Consider the following 16,361-nt stretch of genomic DNA (forward strand, 5'->3'; position numbering starts at 1 on the left):
CCTCATTCCTCAAGCCGCCGAGGCCGACGCCGGATGGAACTGGTGTTCCTCGGTGGACCCACTCAGCGCCGACAATGAGCTGAGCGATCCCGCGATCACCTGGTTGACCGTGTCGAAGTAACCGGTGCCCACTTCCCGCTGGTGGCGAGCGGCCGTATAGCCGTCCTTCTCGGCCGCGAACTCCGCTTCCTGCAGTTCGACATAGGCGGCCATCTGCCGATCGCGATAGCCACGCGCCAGCTGAAACATCGAATGGTTGAGTGCGTGGAAGCCGGCCAGGGTGATGAACTGGAACGCATAGCCCAGCTCGCCCAGTTTTTGCTGGAAGGTGGCGATGGTGGCCTCGTCGAGGTTCTTCTTCCAGTTGAAACTCGGTGAGCAGTTGTAGGCGAGCTTCTTGCCTGGAAAGCGTGCGTGGATGGCTTCGGCGAAACGCCTCGCCTCATCCATATCCGGCGTGGAGGTCTCGCACCAGATGAGGTCGGCATAGGGCGCATACGCGAGCCCACGGCTGATCGCCTGGTCGATGCCCTGCCTGGCTTCATAGAAACCTTCCACGGTGCGCTTGCCGGTCAGGAACGGCTTGTCGTGGTCGTCCACGTCGGACGTGACCAGCGCGGCACCCATCGCATCGGTGCGCGCCACGATCAGCGTGGGCACGCCGGCCACATCCGCGGCCAGTCGTGCGGCGATCAGTTTCTGCACGGCCTCCTGCGTCGGCACCAGCACCTTGCCACCCATGTGGCCGCACTTCTTGGCACTGGCCAGCTGATCCTCGAAGTGCACGCCAGCCGCGCCGGCTTCGATCATGTGGGTCATCAACTCATAGGCATTGAGCACGCCGCCGAAGCCCGCCTCGGCATCCGCGACAATCGGCACCAGCCAGTCGATGCCGTGCCGGCCTTCCGCGTGGTGGATCTGGTCCGCGCGTAGCAGGGTCTTGTTGATCTTACGCACCACGTTGGGCACCGAGTCCACCGGATACAGCGACTGGTCCGGATACATCGAGCCAGCCGTGTTGGCATCGGCCGCGACCTGCCAACCGGACATATAGATCGCCTGCAGGCCGGCCTTGACCTGTTGCATGGCCTGGTTGCCCGTGAGCGCACCCAGCGCGTTGACATAAGGCCGCTCGTGGAGCGCGTGCCACAGGCGTTCGGCGCCGTGGCGCGCCAGCGTGTGTTCCACCTGGATCGTGCCGCGCAGCTTGACCACGTCCTCGGCGGCATACGGCCGCTCGATGCCCTGCCAGCGGTCGTTGTTGGTCCAGTCCAGCGTGATGTGCTCGGCGGTGTGCGTCTTCATCGTTCGGGTTCCTTGGAGATCGGTCAGGCCAGGTGTTCGTAGGCGGGCAGGGTGAGGAAGTCGCGCAGCGTGTCGGCATGGGTGAGTGCGCTGAGCAGGGCGGCCGCGTCGTCGGCGCGCGCGGCGCCGGGCAGCGCGCTGTCGCGCAGGCGATGGGCGTGCGTGGCCAGCGCGTGATCGAACAGGGCGAAGTCGATGTGCGCGTGGTCGCTGAAATCCAGCGGGCCGTGGTGCAGCCACTGCCACAGTTGTACCCGCGCGATTTCGGCCGTGGCGGCGTCTTCCATCAGGTGATGGATGGGCACGCAGCCCTGGCCATCCAGCCATGCCGCGGTATAGCGCAGGCACACTTCCACGTTGTTGTCGAAACCCGTGCGGGTCACGGTGCCGATCGCGGGCGCAATCAGCTGTTCCCTTGACACCGAGACGTCGTCGCGGGCGACATGCAGCTGGTTGGGCGTGGGCATGTGCGCATCGAAGATCGCCTGTGCCACCGGCACGAGCGCCGGATGCGCGACCCAGGTGCCGTCGTGGCCGGCGGTCACCTCGCGAAGCTTGTCCGCGCGCACCTTCGCCATGGCGGCTTCGTTGGCCGCGTCGTCGCCACGGATCGGAATCTGCGCGGCCATGCCGCCCATCGCGAAGGCACCACGCCTGTGGCAGGTACGGATCAGCAACTCCGAATAGGCCTTAAGGAACGGCACGGTCATGGTCACCTGGCCGCGGTCCGGCAGCAGGCGGTCGCCATGCGCGCGGAAGGTCTTGAGGTAAGAAAAGATGTAGTCCCAGCGGCCGCAGTTCAGTCCGACGATGCGGCTGCGCAAGGCATGCAGGATTTCGTCCATCTGGAACGCGGCGGGTAGCGTCTCGATCAGCACGGTGGCCTTCATGGCGCCATGCGGGAGCCCGAGGCGACCCTCGGCGTGGGCCATCACCGATTCCCACAGTGCGGCTTCCTCCATGCTTTGCAGCTTGGGCAGGTAGAAATACGGGCCGCGGTCGCTCTCGTGCAGTGTTCGGGCGTTGTGGAACGCGAACAGCCCGAAATCCACCAGCGCGCCGCTGACCACATCGCCGTCGACCTCGGCGTGGCGCTCGGGCAGGTGCCAGCCACGCGGCCTGACCATCAGCACGGCCGGGCGGTCGCCGACGCGATACACCTTGCCGTCGGCGCTGGTGAACGCGATGCTGCCGTCCACGGCGTCACGCAGGTTGCGCTGGCCGTCCATCTGGTTGGCCCAGGTGGGCGCGCTCGAATCCTCGAAGTCCGCCATGAACACCTTCGCGCCGGAATTGAGCGCGTTGATGATCATCTTCCGCTCCACCGGGCCGGTGATCTCCACGCGGCGATCCTTCAGCACCGCCGGGATCGGCCCAATGCGCCAGTCCCCTTCGCGAATGGCGGCCGTGTCGGACCGGAAATCCGGCAGCTCGCCGGCGTCATAGCGTTGCTGGCGTGCGCTGCGCTCGGCTAGCAGGGCCAGCCGCGTGCTATCGAAGCACCGGTGCAGGTCGGCCACGAAGGCGACGGCTTCCGGGGTCAGGATGTCGTCGTACGCGTTCGCGGCAGCGTCGAACCGCATGCCGCTGCGATGGTCGATCGCGCTTTCGGGAACAGCCATGGGTGGTGCCTCGGGGTAGCGGGTGTGGAACCCACGCTAGCCCTGGGCGTACGATGTTGACAAAGCATATGTTTCAAATATAACTATTAGCGTATTTAATGATTTGTATAAGTCATTGTATGGAAGGGAGAAAATGAGACAATGTCGTCCGTTCCCGCAAGACGCGGTGTAAAAAGCGGTGCCGGCGCAGCCCCGCCCCCGCGCTCTGAAAGTCCCGCGCGCTTCTACTACAAGGGCAATCGGCTCAAGCAGCTGCGTGCGTTCGTCTACACGGTCCGGCTAGGCACCCTCAGTCGAGCCGCCGAAGCCCTCTTCCTGTCGCAGCCCTCCGTGAGCCTGCAACTGAAGGCACTGGAGCGTGAGCTCGGTGCGCCCCTGCTCGAGCGCACGCGTCGTCGCGTCACCCTGACCGACGCAGGCGAGGCGCTTTACGCCATGGCCCGGCCCCTCGTGGAGGGCTTCGAAAACCTCGATCGCGAATTCCAGGCCAAGACGCGCACCACCCATAGCGGCAAGCTGACCGTGGCCGCGGGCTCGTCCACCATCCAGTACCTGCTACCCGATCTCGTGAAGGCCTACCGGGAACGTTACCCGTCGGTGCACCTGCAACTGGCCAACGTGACAGGCAAGGACGGTCTGGCCCTGCTACGGGCGGACGAGGCGGACATCGCCATCGGGTCGATGCTGGACGTGCCCAACGACATCGCCTGGGCACCGGTGTATCACTACGATCCGATGCTGATCATGCCGCCGGACCACCCGCTGGCGTCGAAGCAGGACATCCGCCTTGAAGACCTCTCGCCCTACGGTTTGATCCTGCCGCCGCAGCGCCTGACCACCTTCCGGCTGGTCGACATGGTGTTCCAGCAGCGCCATGTGCCGTATACGGTAGCGATCGAGGTGGGAGGCTGGGATGTGATCAAGCAGTACGTGGCGATGGGACTCGGTATCTCGATCGTCACGGGCATCTGCATCACCGAGGCGGATCGCGAAACCCTCGCCGTGCGCAACCTTCGCCAGTATTTCCCGCAGCGCAGTTACGGCGTGGTGATGCGCAAGGGCAAGTTCCTCAGCCCCGAGGCCCAGGCGTTCATCGATCTGATCCGGCCGGGTTTGCTGACGCACCGGGACTATGACGAATCAGGGCACTCGGGACGCTGATCAGGCATAGAGATCGACCGAGTGGCTTCTTAGATAATCTGTGAGTTCCGTGAGGCTTTGCGCCGCAGCGATCCCCGCTTCGTATTGGCGGATGGCGAGCGCGTATTTCGCATCGTCGACGCCGCGTAGGGTCCTGAGCGCCTCTTTGGTGAGTGCGGTGGGATCGATGGGAGACCGGTAGTCGATCTGAAATTCGCCGAGTTGCGACCACGCGTCATGAGATAAATAGCCCATATGGTGAAGCCTCCCCGAAAGGCGACTCAGTTCGACCGGATTGATCGAACGCATGTTGACGGCGGCTAGCTGACGCTTGAGTGCCACCGGAAGGGTTCTCGCGACATCGGCGGCCACGCCACCTTCGATGGGTGTGTCCTGGTAGCCGAATTCGTTGCTTCTTACCCGCTCAAGCCGCCAGCCGGCACTGAACTTTGCAGGTGTTCTGACCGCGCTGTTCGTTCTCATGGGTCCGCTGTCGACAATTCGCTTTCTTGAGCGTGTCATTGCCTTGCTGAGAAAAATGCAGGCCCGTCTATCGTTATCCGGTCGGGTAGTGCTGCTCTGCTGTAGGCAGGAAAGGCAGTCGTTTGTCTTACGAGCAATGGCGTGTTCGCCGACAGAATGCCCTATCGACGAGCCTTTAATGTTCCGGACGGCATTACCGCCCTTACAGGAAATGGCTCATGAACCGTGTCGAACGTCGTCGTATTTATTGCTGCATCGGGGCCGCCGCGGTCGTTCTGGCGGCGTACACCGTGCCATTACATGCCGCACCGTTCCGCTTCCCGGGCCGTTGCATCGGCCAATTGCCGCAAACGACCTTGAGTGGACGCCTGGGTGCCCATGAAGAGGCGCAGGTCTTCACGTGGAAAACCACCTGCACCGGTCCCTTCTCATCGTCATCGACCGGCCTTGTGATGGTTTCCATCCAGCAGTTCGAAAAAGGCAAGTGGCGCAGCATCGCCCAAGGATATGCTCCGCATATTCCTCGCCTCGGCCCCGGAAGCTATCGCATCGTCGTTAAAAACGATTTGCCGCGGCCCACGAACTACACCGTGCGTCACTCGCGCGGCCTGGGCTGATCTCAAGCGTCGCGGTGCTTCCCGCGATAACCCACGAACAGGCGGCGAATAGTCGTCATGTCCGCGTCCATGTCCCCCGTGGCATACACCAACGGTCCAAGGGTAAAGCTCCGGCTCGGGTAGTCGATAAACACGGGCTGGATGGGCACGCCACTCGCGTGGGCAATGCGCAGGAAGCCGGACTTCCACTGCGTCACCGGTTTGCGCGTGCCTTCCGGCGCGATAGCCACCCACATCGTGTCGTGGGTGGCGAATCGCCCGACGATCTGGTCGACCACGTTGGCTGCGGCGGAGCGGTCGATGGGTATCATGCCGAGACGACGCACGATCGGCCCGAACGGGCCATTCAACACTTCACGCTTGATCATCACGCCGACATCCATCCCCATGGCCGATTTCATCAGCAGGCCCCAGATGCCATCCCAATAGGACGAATGGGGCGCGCCGATGACGATCAGTTTCGACAGGTCGGGGAACTCACCGATCACGCGCCAGCCGCTGCGGGCGATCAGCCATCGACAGAAGCGCATCCAGCGGGACACCGGCAACGCGGGTACATGGGGGCCGAGTACCGGAATGCCGTCCACAGGGCGCAAGCTCAATCGTGGCTCCAGTCTTTCGAACGGCCCTTCTTCGTCTGGCTGCGCTGGGTCTTGCCCGCCAGCCGGCGCTCCTTCGAGGCGCGGGTGGGGCGAGTGGCCACACGTTTCTTCGCGACCACGGTAGCGGCCCGCACAATCTCCGCAAGGCGATCCCGGGCGTCGTCGCGGTTGCGTGCCTGTTCGCGGAACCGGCGGGCCTGGATCACCAGCACGCCTGCATCCGTGATGCGCCGGTCGCCCCGGGCCAGCAACCGCTCGCGCACCGCATCGGGCAGCGACGGCGACGACGCGATATCGAAGCGAAGTTCGACCGCGCTTTCCGTCCGGTTGACGTGCTGGCCGCCCGGGCCGTCGGCGCGCGTGAAGCGCTCGATCAGTTCGGCGTCGGGAATGGCGATGGAGGATGTGACGATGAGCATGGTGGCTGCGGATTCTAGCAGCCGCCCGATCCGTTCCCGTCGTGCAGTGCGGCAGGCCAGGCGTAGGCGTCCTGCCAGCCGAAACGCGCGATCAGGCGATGCCAGGTGTCATCCAGGGGCGCCTCGATGCACATCGGTCGTACCGCCGTGGGATGCACGAACGCCAGCGAGGTGGCGTGCAGCAGCAGGCGATGCGAGGCGAAGTGCTGCCTGAAAAGCCGGTTGTGGTCGCCACGCCCGTGCTGGCTGTCGCCGACCAGCGGATGATGGATGTGCGCGAAATGCTTGCGGATCTGCCGGAACCGGCCCGTGCGCGGTTCCGCAAGCATCAGCGCGTAGCGCTGTGCCTCATAGCGACCGAGGGCAATGGCCACCTCGGTCGTGGCCAGTCGGCGATAGTCGGTGCTCGCCTCGCGACGCGGACCGGTATCGCGCGACCCCGGCAACGGATAATCGATGGTGCCTTCCTCGGGATCGGGCCAGCCGCGCACCACGGCGAGGTATCGCTTGCGCACGCTGCGGCCCATGAACTGCTCGCCCAGCTGCGCGGCTACCTCGGAGGATCGCGCCACCAGCAGCACGCCCGACGTGGCGCGATCCAGCCGGTGGGCCAGGTGCAGGCGGCCGTCGACCTGTTCGCGGAGCAGGTCGATCAGGAATGCATCGTCCGGCCCGACGAAGGTGGACCGATGCACGGCGAGATTGGCCGGCTTGTTGACGGCGACGATGTCGTCGTCCTGATAAAGGATGTCGAGCACGGCGCTCAGCGAACCCGTCGAGGCCAGCCCGCGACGAACACCAGCACGCCGACCGCCGCGGCCGCGATGCCGGGCCACATGCCGCGTGGCGCCAGCGTGCCGACCAGTGCGCCGCAGATCAGCAGCGTGGCGCCCAGCAGGCCGCAGGCGATCAGGCGGCGCATGCGACGTGCGTCGTCGCGCGCCACCGCGAGTGCCAGCGGATCGGCGACGTCACGACGCTGTCCGCTGGCGACCTGCAACAGGGCGTCGCGCAGCAGCTCCGGCGCGCGCGGCGCGGTGCGGACCCAGTCCGGCAGGCGCCGGCGTACATCGCGCAAGGTGGCACGCACGCTGTAGCGCTCGCGCAGGATGCGACGCAGCACGGGGTGCGCCACCGCCCAGATGTCGATGTCCGGGTCGAGCAGGCGGCCCACCCCTTCGATGTTGAGCAGTGTCTTCTGCAGCAGGATCAACTGCGGCTGCAGCGTGAGCTCGAAACGCTGCGCGGTGCGGAACAGCTTCACCACCAGGTCGGCAATGGAGATCTGTGACAGCGGGCGGGTGAAGTAGGGCTCGCACACCGTGCGCACGGCGGCCTCCAGCTCGTCGACGCGAACGTTGGAGGGCATCCAGCCGGCGGCGACATGCAGCTGAGCGATGCGCGCGTAGTCGCGCTCGAACAGCGCGATGAAGTTCTCGGCCAGCCAGTACTGGTCGGCTTCCGGCAGCGAGCCCATGATGCCGAAGTCCAGCGCGATGAAGCGCGGCTCGTCCACGCGCGTGGTGTCCACCCAGATGTTGCCCGGGTGCGCGTCGGCATGGAAGAAGTTGTCGCGGAACACCTGCTCGTAGAACAGGCGCACGCCCTTGGCGGCGAGCGCCTTGCGATCGAGGCCGGCGGCGTCGATCGCCACGATGTCGTCGGCGCTGACACCACGCACCCGCTCGAGCGTCAGCACGCCCTGCGTGCTGAAATCCCAGTGGACCTCCGGCACGTAGAGATCGACGCCGCTGGCGAAATTGCGCCGGAGCAGGCTGGCGCTGGCGCCTTCACGCTGCAGGTCCAGCTCGTTCTCGAGCATCTTCTCGACCTCGGCCACCACCTCCATCGGGCGGATCTTGTCGGCCGCGGGATGCCATCGCTGGGCCAGCTCGCCCAGGGAACGCAGGAGGTCGATGTCGCGCGCGATGCGGCGGTCGATACCGGGACGCAGCACCTTCAGCACCACTTCCCGGCCGTCGTGCAGCGTCGCCGCATGCACCTGGGCGATGGATGCGGAGGCGAGGGCGGTTTCGTCGAAGGCGGCGAACAGCGTGGTCACCGGCGCCCGCAGCTCACGCTCGACGATGGCCCGCGCTTCCGCACCGGGGAAGGGCGGCACCTGGTCCTGGAGCAGGGCGAGGTCGTCCGCGATGTCCGGCGGCACCAGGTCGCGCCGCGTGGACAGCACCTGGCCGGCCTTGACGAAGATCGGACCCAGCTCGGTCAGCGCCAGCCGGAGGCGTACGCCGCGCGACAGACCGCGGGTGTCTACCGCCGGACCGGGCAGCAACGGGGTCAGCAGCTTGAGCGGACGATAAAGGCGGGCGCCTTCGATCACTTCGTCCAGCTGGTACTTCAGCAGGACGGCAAGCACGCGGAACAGGCGCGGGGCAAGGCGGAACGGCGTCATGCGCGCGACTCCCCGAGTGCCCGGGCGAGGCGGGCAAGCCGGGCCTCGGCGCGCTCCGTGCGTTCGCGGACGGCATCCACGCCGTCGAGGAAGGTATCCATTTCGCCCGGGGCCACGGCTACGCGGCCTTCCTCGCGCAGCCAGTCGGCGGTGTCCTCGGTGAGGTGCGAGACGGACTCGCGCGCATGGGCCAGGCCCTCGCGCAGGGCGGTGGCCAGCGGAACGCCCAGCCGGTCGCCGAAGGTCTTCGCGAAAGCTTCCTCTACGTCCGGCGCGTACTGCCGGGCCAGGCGCTCCAGGCGTCGCGCCAGCTCGGCGTCGCCCGCGATGTCCACCTTCCCGGGCGCCACGCCATCGTCGTCGCGGCGCAGCGCCATGGCCAGCAGGCTACCCGGCGAAGCGGCGACGCGCAGGCTGCCGCCTTCCTCGGGCGGCCCCACGCGCAGGCGGCCCTTCTCCACGGTGATGCGGATGCCCAGTTCGGGCCCGGCGAGGTGCACCTGCACGCTGCGGCCGTCGAGCGCGTCGAGTCGGGCACGGGTGTCGGGATCGAGGTCGACCGCGCGGTTGAGCGCGGCCTCCATGGCACGGCCGGCCAGCACACGTAGCGGTCGGGGCAGGAAGCGACGAGGATCGGCGTCGGCCGGGGGACGTTCGGGAGTCATGTCCCGATTGTAGCTTGCGCGGCTCAGGCCGCGCCGTCGAAGCCGGCCTGGCGCCACACCTCGAACACGGCGACCGCCACGGCGTTGGAGAGGTTGAGGCTGCGGTTGCCCGGACGCATGGGCAGGCGCACGCGCTGCCCGGCGGGAAGGGCGTCCAGTACGTCGTCGGGCAGGCCGGCCGTCTCGCAACCGAACAGCAGGGCATCGCCTTCGGCGAAGGTCATCTCGGTATGGAGCTGCTGCCCGCGCGTGGAGAACGCGAATACACGCGGTCGGCCGAGGGCGTCGAGGCAGGCGTCCAGGGTGTCGTGCACCGCCACCCGTGCGAATTCGTGGTAGTCCAGGCCGGCGCGACGCAGGCGGGCGTCGTCGAGTTCGAAGCCGAGCGGCCGTACCAGGTGCAGCCCCGCGCCCGTATTGGCGCAGAGGCGAATCACGTTGCCCGTGTTGGGCGGTATTTCGGGTCGGAAGAGGATGACATGGGGCATGCCCCCATTATGCGGCCGGCGACGCGCAGGTGGCATGCGCGATCGTCGCGTCGCAGGTGACGGCTGGGGCGATCGTGGCCTGCCCGACGGCGGCCAGCTGGATCGGCGCACCCGTGTAGGTGAGCATGTTGCCGACGATCAGGCCGCAGACGAGCATGGAAGCGACCAGCAGGCTGCGCAGGATGAGAAGTTCGTGTTGCATGGTGTATCTCCGACGGGAAACGTTGTGCGATCAGACCATCTGGAAGAGCGTGAACCCGCAGAGGAACATCGAGGTGACCAGCAGGCCGTTGAGCATCATCAGTTCGTATTTCATGGCGTGTTCCTTCGAGGAGCCGGGGCAGGAAGCCGCCCGGCGGGGCATGACTAGTAACGCAAGTGCCGTGCCAGCCTTTGAGTGTCGGCAATGAGTTGATTCGTATGAGGTTTGTCATGTGGCTTCCGACAGATCGCTTGTCCGCGGACACTGACCACCCGCGACCGGACAACCCGCGGACAATCGGGCACCACCGATTGCGCCCGACGGAGCGACCGGGCTAGCCTCCGTGCATCCGGGCCACGAGGGCCCTCTGGAGTCGTGCATGAAGAACCGCCTCGCCCTGCTTGCCGCCGGGCTGATCTCCTTCGTCGGGGCCGCCGCCGCGGCGTCGTCCGCGCCCGACACGATTCCCGACATCGCCTACACGCGCTTCCAGTTGCCGAACGGCCTCACCGTCGTCGTGCATGAAGACCACAAGGCGCCCGTGGTCGCGGTCAGCATCTGGTACCACGTGGGCTCGGGCGACGAGCCGGCCGGCAAGACCGGCTTCGCCCACCTGTTCGAGCACCTGATGTTCTCGGGCTCGGAAAACCGCAAGGGCACCTATTTCCAGCCGTTCGAGCGCGCCGGCGCCACCGACATGAACGGCACCACGTGGTTCGACCGCACCAATTACTTCGAGACCGTGCCTACCACCGCCCTCGATATGGCGCTGTGGATGGAATCCGACCGGATGGGCCACCTGCTCGGCGCCATCGGCCAGAAGGAACTGGACACCCAGCGCGGGGTGGTGCAGAACGAGAAGCGCCAGGGCGAGAACCAGCCCTACGGCCGCGTGGACGAGAACGTCCTGGTCAACACCTACCCGGCCAATCACCCCTATCACCACGACACCATCGGTTCGATGGCCGACCTGGACGCGGCCTCGCTGGCCGACGTCAAGCAGTGGTTCCACGACTACTACGGGGCAGCCAACACCACCCTCGTGCTGGCGGGCGACATCACGGTGGCCCAGGCCAAGGCGAAGGCCGAGAAGTATTTCGGCGACATTCCCGCAGGGCCGCCCGTCCCCCGGCAGCAACCGTGGATCACCCCGCTACAGGCATCCACGCGCGGTATCCAGCATGACCAGGTCGCGCAGGCGCGCATCGTGCGGACGTGGATCGTGCCCCAGCTGGGTACGGACGATGCGATACAGCTCGATCTCGCTACCACGGTTCTCGGCGGCGGCAAGACATCGCGGCTTTACCAGCGTCTGGTCTACCAGGACAAGCTCGCCGACGATGTCAGCCTCGGCATCTCGCCGTTCGCCCTCGCCAGCCAGGTGCAGCTCACGGTGGACGTCAAGGCCGGCGTGGACCCGGCGAAGGTCGAAGCGGCCGTGGCGTCGGTATGGAAGGATTACCTCGCCACCGGGCCCACGGCCGACGAGCTGGCGCGTGCCAAGGTCGCCAACCGCGCGGGATTCATCCGCGGCCTGGAGAAAGTGGGCGGCTCGGGCGGCAAGGCCGTGATCCTCGCCGAGGGACAGGTCTACCGTAACGATCCGGAGGCCTACAAGAAGGACCTGGAGCGGGCGCAGAACGCCACGACCGCCTCGGTGCTGGCGGCGTCGAAGACCTGGCTGACCCGCGGCGACTACACGCTCACCATCCTACCTGCGGCAGCCGGCTTCGATCCCGCCGCCGAGGACAAGGCGGTAACCGGCCTGGGTACATCGCCGGGCCGCCCCACCGCCGTCACCCCGCCGACACGGTCCTATGCCGTCGGCGCGTCCCAGGTCGATCGCAGCAAGGGCGTGCCGTCGGTGGACACCTTCCCCGACCTGTCCTTCCCCACGCTCCAGCGGGGCAAGCTGAAGAACGGCATCGAGGTGGTGCTGGCCGAGCGCCACACGGTACCGGTGACCCAGGTGCTGCTCCTGTTCAACGCGGGCTACGCGGCCGACCAGGGCCGCAAGCTGGGCACCGCCAGCTTCACCTCCGCGCTGCTGGAAGAAAGCACGCGCTCGCTCGATTCGGTGGAGGTGGCACGGCGCAAGGAGCGCCTGGGTGCCATCGTCTCGTCCAGTTGCTCGCTGGATACCTGCAGCGTCGGCCTGAACGCGCTCAACAGCGACCTCACGCCCTCGCTCGCGCTGTTCGCCGACATCACGCGCAACCCCGCGTTCAAGGCGGACGACATCGAGCGCGTACGTGGCCAGTGGATGGCCGGCATCGCGCAGGAAAAAACCGAACCCACCGGCCTCGCGCTGCGCACGTTGCCGCCGCTGCTCTACGGCGCCAACCATGCCTACGGCATCCCGTTCACGGGCAGCGGTACCGAAAAAGCCATTGTCTCGCTCACCGCTGCGGACCTCGCCACCTTCCAGCGCGACTACCTGCGGCCGGACAACGTACGCATCGTGGTCGCCGGCGACACCACCCTCGCGGAAATCCTGCCGCAGCTCGATGCGGTCTTCGGCGACTGGCAGGCCCCGGCCACGGCCGTGCCAGCGCGGAACATCGGGCAGGTGGCGGCCCAGCCGAAGCCGCGCGTCTTCCTGGTCAATCGTACCGATGCCCCGCAGTCGTTGATCCTGGCCGGCCTGCTGGCACCCTCCACCCGTGCGCCCGACGCACTGGACCTGGGCATCGCCAACGGCGCCTTCGGCGGCACGTTCACCTCGCGCCTCAACATGAACCTGCGCGAGGAAAAGCGCTGGGCGTACGGTGCGGGCAGCATGCTCTCCGATGCGCAGGGGCAGCGCCCGCTGCTGTTCTACGCGCCGGTGCAGACCGACAAGACGGCCGAATCGGCGGCCGAAATTCTCAAGGAGGCCAAGGCCGTCATCGGCCCGAAACCGCTCACCGCCGATGAAATCGGCAACATCCAGGCGCAGCGGATCCGCGCGTTGCCCGGTAGCTTCGAGACCACGTCCTCCGTGCTGGGCGCCATCAGTGGCATCCTCATCTATGGCCGCCCGGACGACTACGTGCAGACGTTGAAGTCGCGTATCGAAGGGGTCGACCGTGCCAAGGCCGAGGCCGCGCTCGCCGCCGTCATCCGTCCCGACGCCCTGACCTGGGTCATCGTCGGCGACCTGCGCAAGATCGAGGCCCCGGTGCGCGCGCTCAACCTCGGCGAAGTGCATGTGATCGATGCCGACGGCCAGCCGGCGAAGGACATCGCAGCGCCGGTGTCCGGGCGCGCGGGCAAGGCTAAGGCGCCGCCCGCGACCACGGCAAGGTAATCCCCAGCGAAGGGCGCGGTCGATTCAGATCGCGCCCTTCGCGGCATTTGGCTAGCATGTCCCCCCAACGTTTTTCCGGAGCTCAATCCATGCGCAAGGTCCTCGTTCTCCTCGTCCCGCTCGCCCTCTCAGCGTGCTCGTGGGGCATCAAGCTCGACGACAGCGCGCGCAACGTCCGCACGGCCTGGAACGGCGATGTGTCCAGCTGCCGCGACCAGGGCAAGGTCACGGTGTCCGTGCAGAGCCGCGTCGGCCCCATCGATCGCGACGACCTGAAGGTCCGCGACGAACTTGAAGTGCTCGCGCGTAACGAGGCCGCGAAGATGGGTGCGGACACCATCAAGCCCCTCGGTGAGCCCAACGGTGGCTCGCAGGACTGGGGTGCGTACACCTGCGGTGCCCGTGGCGCGGCTCCGGTGCGAGGCGCTGCTCCGCCAGCATCGCAGCCGGCCCAGAACGCCGCGCCGCAGGGCGGTGGTTTCGAGACGGTTCCGCTCAAGCAGTAAGTGTGTCACTGCGACCCGACGGCCCGGTCTGCCTACGCGGATCGGGCCGTCATCGTGTTTGTCGGGCCCTACAGCAGCGCGCACGCCTTCAAGGTCACCTGACCGGCGCTCTCGGACCCATCCCGGCATGACAGTCTCACCGTCGCGCCGGTCTTGAGGGTGGAGACGTCCGGCCAGGCATCGGCATCGAGGACGAATCGTGGATTCGTCGAACCCTTGCCGCCTTTGAGGGTGACTACGGGCGTACCATCGCCGCCGGCCTCGAGATTGCCCACCTCGCCGGTTACCTCGACGGTACGGTGTGCGAACCGAACGGTGGATGCAGTGCGATCGTCTGCAAAGGCCTGGGCAAGCTCTTGTGCGGACATGACTTCGATCTTCGCTTTCGGCGTGGGTGTGGGCGCGGGCGTTTGCGCCCGGCGAACCACCGCGCCCGCACGGGCGCCTGGCTGCATGGCGCCTTCGGCGGCAGGGTGTCGGCAGCCACTCACGAGGATGACCGTGACGAGGGCCAGAAGCAGGTTGGAAAACAGCTTGGAAGTGTTCATGGTGACTCCTGGACGCCAGAATGGGGGCGGCGGAGCGCTTTTCCAGAGACACGGATGGTCTGGCTACCGGGGTAACCACGTTTACGGGGGAAGGCAGTGACAAGAATCCATGTCTGCATGGCCATCGGATGGCTTGCCATCAGCCAAGCCAGGGGCGGTACGGTGCCCGACTGGAAACCCGAAGCCGACACGATGATGTCGGCGATCCCAGCGCAGGCGCCTGGAGCGAGCGTAGTCGTCTACCGGGAGGGTCGTGAGGTCTACGCCAGCGCCCGAGGGCTCGCCAGCGTCGAGTTGGGCGTGCCGCTGACTATAGACAGCGTCTTCCGCATCGGATCGCTGACCAAGACCGTGACGGCGGCCACCGTCATGCAGTTGCACGCGCAGGGCAAGCTGGACCTGGACGCGCCCATCGCCCGGTGGTTGCCGAGCTTTCCGCGTGCCGACACGGTCACGGTCCGGCAGCTTCTTTCGCATACGTCCGGTGTGAGTGATGCCTGGTCCGCAGCCTTGACCGACGCCATGGACTCGACCGCCCGGTTGAAGGCCATCGCCTCCGCGCCACCCGACTTTGCGCCTGGTAGTGACTGGCACTACAGCAATTCGGGCTACATGGTGCTGGGGGCGATCATTGAGAAGGTCACCGGGGAGTCGTGGTTCGACGCAGAGCGCGATCTGGTGCTGGCGCCGCTTCATGTCCGCGGCGTCGCCTTCCGTGACGACAATGCCGTGGTCCCCGCCATGGTCCCTGGGTATACCGTCGACGCACGTGGCGATATCGCTCGGCCGATCATGTACTCGATTGCCGGGCCGGGCGCCGCCGGTGGGCTGTCGGCGTCCGCGGGTGGCTTCGCCGCGCTGCTACATGGTCTGGCAACGGGATCGGTGCCGGGGCCCGCCGCCTTTCGGGAGATGGCGCATTCTGCGCGCATCGGCCCGGTCGACTTGCCTTACGGTCTCGGCATGGTGCCGGGTCATGTGCAAGGCGTTGTCGTGGCCGAGCACTCGGGTGGCATCGAAGGGTACGTGTCGTACTACGTCTACGTGCCTTCGGCCGACATTGCTGTGGTGGTTCTCGAGAACTCGGATACACCCGCGGTGCAGGCCCGCTCGCTGGCGCGACGACTCACGGCGCTGGCCCTCGGCAAACCCTATCGTAGCTTTCGGGCAATCGACTGGGCGCCGCATCGGCTCGACGCCATTGCCGGTACGTACGTCATTCCCGGTGGCGGCATGCACATTATCGAAGTACGCGCCGGGTCCGCCTGGATGCAACGCGACAATGGCCCGGCGAAAAGACTCGTCACCTCCGCGGACGACATGCTCACCTATGCCGGGGACGGCATCGACTACGTGCAGATCATGCGCGACGCGAACGGCCGAGTGATCGCCATCGACTTTCATGACGATGGAAAGTCCGATGGGCGTAGGGAGCGCCGCCGATAAATTTTATAGATCAGTGGCTTGCCGCAGTTAGCGATGGCGCTCGCACATATCAAGTTCATCTATTGATAGTACATAAATGAACTATATACTTATGAGGTATCCCGGCTACGGACCTCCCCATGAGCGATTTCGCCCGCACCGAAGCACGCCTCGACGTCACTCTGCGTAAATACCCGGGGTTCCCGCGCCAGCCGGCTGTGCTCGTCCGTCTGGTCAAGCACCTCTACAAGCAGGTGCACGACGAAGCCAACGCCGTGATGAAGCCCTACGGGCTGAACCATCCGGAATACAACATCCTGATGATGCTGTACGGCTCGCCGGATAACGCGATGAACCCGTCGCAGCTGGCCGAGGCGGCCGGCGAGAAGTTGGCCAACATCACCCGGCTCACCACCCAGCTCTGCGAGAAGGGCTATGTAGCCCGCGCCGGCAGCGACGAGGATCGCCGCAAGGTCACCCTGACCCTGACCCCGGTCGGGCTGGAGACGATCGCCCAGTTCCTCCCCGACATCGTCACGTTGCTTCACCGCCAGACTCGTAACCTCGACGCCACCGAACAGACGCAACTGGAAGGCCTGCTCAAGAAGATGCTGGCCGGGTTCGGGGAGTGACGGGG

The 16,361-nt window shown here is 66.3% G+C and carries 18 protein-coding genes; 6 read left to right on the plus strand and 12 right to left on the minus strand.

Annotated elements, in window-relative coordinates; genetic code table 11:
* Positions 1-9: 9 nt before the first annotated feature.
* Both aceA and aceB read right to left on the minus strand, forming a co-directional pair.
* On the minus strand, positions 10-1,305 hold the full coding sequence (gene aceA, locus AB8808_RS01315; RefSeq protein WP_369926076.1) for an isocitrate lyase: 1,296 nt from the start codon (positions 1,303-1,305) through the stop codon (positions 10-12).
* A 23-nt stretch (positions 1,306-1,328) separates the two neighbouring features.
* Positions 1,329-2,927 carry a malate synthase A gene (gene aceB / locus AB8808_RS01320; RefSeq protein ID WP_369926077.1) on the minus strand — a complete coding sequence of 533 codons (1,599 nt, stop codon included), beginning with the start codon at positions 2,925-2,927 and terminating at the stop codon, positions 1,329-1,331.
* Positions 2,928-3,068: 141 nt separating this feature from the next.
* Between aceB and AB8808_RS01325 the strand changes: the two genes are divergently transcribed.
* The gene (locus tag AB8808_RS01325) at positions 3,069-4,088 is read left to right on the plus strand and encodes a LysR family transcriptional regulator (protein WP_369926079.1); all 1,020 of its coding nucleotides are present in this window, start codon (positions 3,069-3,071) and stop codon (positions 4,086-4,088) included.
* Here AB8808_RS01325 and AB8808_RS01330 read toward each other — a convergent pair whose 3' ends face one another.
* Complete coding sequence (locus tag AB8808_RS01330; RefSeq protein ID WP_369926081.1) at positions 4,089-4,550, minus strand: hypothetical protein; 462 nt, start codon at positions 4,548-4,550, stop codon at positions 4,089-4,091.
* A 218-nt stretch (positions 4,551-4,768) separates the two neighbouring features.
* Here AB8808_RS01330 and AB8808_RS01335 point away from each other — a divergent pair, with 218 nt between their 5' ends.
* On the plus strand, positions 4,769-5,167 hold the full coding sequence (locus tag AB8808_RS01335) for a hypothetical protein (RefSeq protein ID WP_369926083.1): 399 nt from the start codon (positions 4,769-4,771) through the stop codon (positions 5,165-5,167).
* A 2-nt stretch (positions 5,168-5,169) separates the two neighbouring features.
* Here AB8808_RS01335 and AB8808_RS01340 read toward each other — a convergent pair whose 3' ends face one another.
* Genes AB8808_RS01340 through AB8808_RS01375 form a run of 8 tightly spaced genes read right to left on the minus strand, consistent with a single transcriptional unit; the run spans position 5,170 to position 10,118 of the window.
* The gene (locus tag AB8808_RS01340) at positions 5,170-5,754 is read right to left on the minus strand and encodes a 1-acyl-sn-glycerol-3-phosphate acyltransferase (protein ID WP_506193238.1); all 585 of its coding nucleotides are present in this window, start codon (positions 5,752-5,754) and stop codon (positions 5,170-5,172) included.
* Positions 5,755-5,765: 11 nt separating this feature from the next.
* Complete coding sequence (gene arfB, locus AB8808_RS01345; protein WP_036138296.1) at positions 5,766-6,188, minus strand: alternative ribosome rescue aminoacyl-tRNA hydrolase ArfB; 423 nt, start codon at positions 6,186-6,188, stop codon at positions 5,766-5,768.
* 14 nt (positions 6,189-6,202) lie between these two features.
* Positions 6,203-6,946: a pseudouridine synthase gene (locus AB8808_RS01350; RefSeq protein ID WP_369926087.1), complete on the minus strand. Its 744-nt coding sequence runs from the start codon at positions 6,944-6,946 to the stop codon at positions 6,203-6,205.
* Between the two features lie 5 nt (positions 6,947-6,951).
* Complete coding sequence (gene ubiB, locus AB8808_RS01355) at positions 6,952-8,601, minus strand: ubiquinone biosynthesis regulatory protein kinase UbiB (protein ID WP_369926089.1); 1,650 nt, start codon at positions 8,599-8,601, stop codon at positions 6,952-6,954.
* Complete coding sequence (locus tag AB8808_RS01360; protein ID WP_369926091.1) at positions 8,598-9,266, minus strand: ubiquinone biosynthesis accessory factor UbiJ; 669 nt, start codon at positions 9,264-9,266, stop codon at positions 8,598-8,600. Before AB8808_RS01360 ends, ubiB begins: the two co-directional genes overlap by 4 nt.
* Before the next feature lie 23 nt (positions 9,267-9,289).
* Positions 9,290-9,754 carry a tRNA (cytidine(34)-2'-O)-methyltransferase gene (locus AB8808_RS01365; RefSeq protein WP_369926093.1) on the minus strand — a complete coding sequence of 155 codons (465 nt, stop codon included), beginning with the start codon at positions 9,752-9,754 and terminating at the stop codon, positions 9,290-9,292.
* 7 nt (positions 9,755-9,761) lie between these two features.
* Complete coding sequence (locus AB8808_RS01370) at positions 9,762-9,956, minus strand: hypothetical protein (RefSeq protein ID WP_285404300.1); 195 nt, start codon at positions 9,954-9,956, stop codon at positions 9,762-9,764.
* Positions 9,957-9,986: 30 nt separating this feature from the next.
* Entirely contained in the window at positions 9,987-10,118 is a 132-nt protein-coding gene (locus tag AB8808_RS01375) for a hypothetical protein (protein WP_255349630.1), read from the minus strand.
* A gap of 217 nt (positions 10,119-10,335) precedes the next feature.
* Here AB8808_RS01375 and AB8808_RS01380 point away from each other — a divergent pair, with 217 nt between their 5' ends.
* Together AB8808_RS01380 and AB8808_RS01385 are read left to right on the plus strand one after the other, a co-directional pair.
* Positions 10,336-13,245, plus strand: coding sequence for a M16 family metallopeptidase (locus AB8808_RS01380; RefSeq protein ID WP_369926096.1), 2,910 nt, complete (start codon positions 10,336-10,338; stop codon positions 13,243-13,245).
* Between the two features lie 89 nt (positions 13,246-13,334).
* The gene (locus AB8808_RS01385; protein ID WP_285404292.1) at positions 13,335-13,751 is read left to right on the plus strand and encodes a DUF4156 domain-containing protein; all 417 of its coding nucleotides are present in this window, start codon (positions 13,335-13,337) and stop codon (positions 13,749-13,751) included.
* A 68-nt stretch (positions 13,752-13,819) separates the two neighbouring features.
* On the opposite strand, the gene AB8808_RS01390 is transcribed toward AB8808_RS01385, so the two are convergent.
* Complete coding sequence (locus AB8808_RS01390) at positions 13,820-14,299, minus strand: OB-fold protein (protein ID WP_369926099.1); 480 nt, start codon at positions 14,297-14,299, stop codon at positions 13,820-13,822.
* Between the two features lie 117 nt (positions 14,300-14,416).
* On the opposite strand from AB8808_RS01390, the gene AB8808_RS01395 reads away from it, so the two are divergent.
* Both AB8808_RS01395 and AB8808_RS01400 read left to right on the plus strand, forming a co-directional pair.
* On the plus strand, positions 14,417-15,745 hold the full coding sequence (locus AB8808_RS01395; protein ID WP_369926100.1) for a serine hydrolase domain-containing protein: 1,329 nt from the start codon (positions 14,417-14,419) through the stop codon (positions 15,743-15,745).
* A 119-nt stretch (positions 15,746-15,864) separates the two neighbouring features.
* Entirely contained in the window at positions 15,865-16,356 is a 492-nt protein-coding gene (locus AB8808_RS01400) for a MarR family winged helix-turn-helix transcriptional regulator (RefSeq protein ID WP_369926102.1), read from the plus strand.
* Positions 16,357-16,361: the final 5 nt, after the last annotated feature.

The sequence above is a fragment of the Xanthomonas sp. NCPPB 2632 genome (genome assembly GCF_041228075.2).
In the GTDB taxonomy this organism is placed as follows: Bacteria; Pseudomonadota; Gammaproteobacteria; order Xanthomonadales; family Rhodanobacteraceae; genus Luteibacter.